We start from the raw sequence: 3,935 nt of genomic DNA, 5'->3' as shown, positions 1-3,935 counted from the left end.
GCGAATTGATAGGATCCTTGTCCGTGTCTGGACTGATAAGCCGCTTCTCCGACGAGCGTATCAACTCAGCTCGCAAGTTACTGAAAGAATCCGCAGAGGCGCTGAAACCGCGCCTGCCGCGTCTTGATGAAATCAATCTGCGACGGTCTGACGGCTGACGCCTCGATTTGGCCGCCAACGACGGAAGGGGGGAGGACCGCCGTCGGGATAAGGGAGAAGAAATTGGAAGCCGTTCCCACCAAAACGATCACAATGCGTCTGACCGGGATTCAGTATCTGGCGCATGAGACAAATCTCTATGAATTCGAACCCATTGCTGGCGAGGCTATCCCTGCGGCCGGACCCGGAGCGCATATCGACATCCATTTGCCGAATGGGATGATCCGTCCCTATTCGCTCGTGCATTCGGGTGCAGGCAATCGCTATACGATTGGCGTCAAACGGGACGCCGCCGGTCGCGGCGGCTCCGCTTGTCTTCATGATACGGTCAAGGTTGGATCGGTTCTAACGGTTGGCGTACCACGCAACAATTTTCGGTTGGTGGAAGCTGCTGATCATACCATCCTCATCGCCGGGGGAATCGGTATTACCCCCATCTGGTGCATGGCGCAGCGATTGAAGGAACTCGGCCGTAGTTTCGAATTGCATTATGCGTGCCGGGACCGACGCGACGTTGCTTTTCTGGAGAAACTCGAAAAACTGTCCGAGGCACGTATCCATATCGATACCGAAGCAGGAAACGTTCTTGATCTTGGCGCTATCATCGATCACGCACCTGCCAGTTCGCATCTCTATTGTTGTGGCCCCGCGCCTATGCTGGATGCTTTTGAGGCGAATACAAGAGACCTTGATCCCGGTCATGTTCATTTGGAGCGGTTTGCTCCCGTCGAAGAAGTCTCACGCGAGGGGGGCTTTGTCGTCATGCTCGAGAAATCCGGTCGGGAATTTTCGATCCCTGAGGGAAAATCGATCCTTGAGGTGCTGCGCGATGCCGGGCTGGATGTGGATTTTTCGTGCGAGCAAGGCATCTGCGGCGCCTGCCAAGTGCAGGTGGTCGAGGGCGAGCCCGATCATCGGGACATGTTTCTCTCGGACGAAGAAAAAGCTGAAGGCGGCATGATGATTTGTTGCTCCGGCTCCAAGACGCCGCGTCTGACCCTGGCCCTTTAACAGGTACCTCTATCAGTTGCACACCATCCTGCTACCGGAAACACTGGTAGAGGCCCGGAACTCACACACAACCTAAAACGGAGGATACTAGATGTCAGACCACCTGAAGCAACGACTGATCGAGGCAGGCCTCGTCCTTGACGCGCACAACCTCGGTGATTTTACACGTGGTCATGTCTCCGTGCGCGATCCATCGGATCCTTCGATATTCTTCATGAAGCCGCACAGCTTGGGGTTTGAAGAGATAACGATGGAAAACATCGTTATCTGCAACCTTGAGGGTGAGAAAATCGGCGGCGGCGGGAAGCGGCATAGCGAAGTATTTATCCATTCGGAAATCTTCAAAATCCGCCCCGACCTCAATTCGGTCATTCACRCACATCCGAAATATGCCGTTGCCTTATCCTCAACGCGCAGGCCATGGCGGGCGTGCTCGCAGCCAAGTGCGAGCTTTGACGGTGTCGGCTACTATGAAGACACAATAAATTTGATACGGAGCCAGGAGACCGGCCGGGGTGTCGCCGAGGCCTTGGGGAACTACAAGGCGGTGCTGATGCGGGGCCATGGCGTCGCAGTGGCCGGAAATTCTATTGAAGAAGCGGTGGTTCGTACGATAATGCTTGAGAACGCATGTGAGGATCAGGTCATTTTGCAGTCTCTGGGAGGAGATCTCGTAGAATTCGATAAAGACGACGTCGAGAGATTGTGCCGTACTCTGGACCGGCAAGAGCAATATATAGTGAATTTCGACTATCTCGCGCGAAAGGCAAAGCGCGGCTTGGCGGCTTAAAGAAATTTGAATGAGGTGACGCTATCAATCTGAAACAGCTCAGTAATTTCATCAAGTCGGTTGAAACCGGCAATATGACGAAAGCTGCTGAACGGCTGAATGTCTCTCAAACCGCGCTTGGTCTGCAGATACGCAATCTCGAGACCATGCTCGGTGTTGAGCTTCTCGTGCGGCATTCGCGCGGGATAACCACGACCGAGGCGGGTCGCCTGCTGTTCGATCGCGGCGTTGCAATCATGCGCCTGGTGGAAGAAGCCAAGAGGGATGTGTCCGCGTTTCGCATGTCGGCTCTGGAAAATATCTCTATCGGCGTCACGCCTAGCATCATGCGGCTTGTGGGAGCTGACTTCCTTGTCTCGGCCATGTCTGAACTCCCGGGGGTATCGGTAAGGCTGGTCGAGGAATTGAGTTTTGTGCTTGTCGACCTCCTGCTGCGGGATGAGATTGATCTTGCGCTTGCTTATGATGTCACCGAAAGCATCACCTCGATGCGGACCGCCCTGATGAAGGAAGATCTATTTTTCATCACTGCGCCCGGCAGCGCTTTCCCGCGTGGAGGAGTGAAGTTCAAAGATGCTGTGGCTTCGAATTTGGCACTTCCGAGCGACCGTGACAATGTTTGGCGTGCCGTTCACAGGGCAGCAAAGGTATCAACGGTACCCGTCAATGTGCGCTTCACCATCCAGTCGCTCGAGACGATCAAAACGCTGGTTGAACGGGGTGTCGCGACTAGCATAGTTCCGTACGGCGTGGCTGCCGAGGAAATCGCAAGGGGTGCGATCGAGGCACACACGATCGAAGGACCGGAGTTGGTCCGGACGCTGTATCTTGCTGAATCGCCAAATCGTATGGCGATTCAGCAAGAAGGCGCGCTACGCGATTTTATCGATATGCTGGTCGATACGCTCGCTGATCGCATAGGACCACACGCCACGGTGATTGGCCGCTGCGGCAGTGCAGGGCAATCTTCGGCCGCCCCCGAATAGTCGAAAGCGGCCAATTTTTATCAGTCTGCCTCGCCGCGGACCACGATCTTCTGGTAAAGCGGTTCCCACTTCTTTGAGTTGTCGAGTTTCTCCGCCGGATCGGCAATCTTGAGCGCAATACCTTTCAAAGGTGATTCAACTTTCGTCGAGGTGGGGACGTAGTTCAATTGCTTCAGAATGGGCTGACCCTCCGTCAGCATATAGTCTTCAAAGAGTGCGGCTGCGTTGGGGTGAGGTGCGGTCTTGATGACTCCGATTCCGTTTGCACGTGCGATGGCAGGCTCAAGTGCAAACCAGTCGATGGGAGCTCCCTCTTTCTTTGCCTGTTCAGGCATATAATTATAGAGGGTAAGTCCTATCGGCACTTCGCCCGCTGCGACAAGTGTGTTCAACAGCGAGTGACCCTTGCGAATTGACAAGCCGTTGCCGGCAACAAGATCGCGAAAATATTTCAGGCCTTTTTCTTCGCCCATATTCTGAACGACTGTCGTGAACCAGTCGATGTCTTCCACTTCGAAGCCGAGCTTGCCCTTCCACTTCGGGTCGAGAAGATCTTCATAGGTTTTTGGAAGTTCTTCCTTCTTGACGAGGTTGGTATTGTAACCCTGTACGAACACAGACAGCAGCGTGCTCACCCACTCCTTGTGCTCAGGTACCGTCCCCGGTAACAGATCGGCAAAATAGGGAGATTCGACTGGCTGGAACATGCCTTCACGGTGTAGCGCTTCCATTTCCGGCGCGCTGATGTGAACTGAATCAACTGTATTGCGGCCGGCCTTCTGTTCCTGGATGACACGCTGCAACACCGTGTCGCCGCTCGCACGCCAAGGAACGACCTTGATGCCATATTTCTCCTCGAAGGGGCTGATCAGTGGCTGGAGATCGTTCTGAGCAATTGATGTATAGAGCGTCAGCGTACCTTCTGCTTTTGCAGCTTCGATGAGTTTGTCCTCGCGGCCCGTGTCCTTGGAAATGAGCAAGGCATTGTC

The 3,935-nt window shown here is 54.3% G+C and carries 4 protein-coding genes; 3 read left to right on the top strand and 1 reads right to left on the bottom strand.

Going from position 1 to position 3,935, the window contains the following annotated elements; genetic code table 11:
• Positions 1–222: 222 nt before the first annotated feature.
• The 3 genes from ACXJ5O_RS20870 (at position 223) to ACXJ5O_RS20860 (ending at position 2,946) form a co-directional block, all read left to right on the top strand.
• Positions 223–1,170 (top strand): PDR/VanB family oxidoreductase, encoded by a 948-nt coding sequence (locus tag ACXJ5O_RS20870; protein ID WP_457301559.1) that lies wholly within the window; start codon positions 223–225, stop codon positions 1,168–1,170.
• A gap of 91 nt (positions 1,171–1,261) precedes the next feature.
• Positions 1,262–1,960, top strand: coding sequence for a class II aldolase/adducin family protein (locus ACXJ5O_RS20865; protein ID WP_457301558.1), 699 nt, complete (start codon positions 1,262–1,264; stop codon positions 1,958–1,960).
• Between the two features lie 23 nt (positions 1,961–1,983).
• A complete protein-coding gene (locus ACXJ5O_RS20860) occupies positions 1,984–2,946 on the top strand; it encodes a LysR family transcriptional regulator (protein ID WP_457301560.1) in 963 nt (320 codons plus the stop codon).
• Between the two features lie 20 nt (positions 2,947–2,966).
• Here the strand turns inward: ACXJ5O_RS20860 and ACXJ5O_RS20855 are convergent.
• Positions 2,967–3,935, bottom strand: a 969-nt coding sequence (locus ACXJ5O_RS20855) for an ABC transporter substrate-binding protein (RefSeq protein ID WP_457301557.1), incomplete at its 5' end; no start/stop codon positions are given.

The sequence above is a fragment of the Phyllobacterium sp. P5_D12 genome (assembly GCF_054049495.1).
The sequence above is the reverse complement of the archived record's forward strand: the minus strand, read 5'-3'. Positions and strand labels throughout refer to the sequence as shown.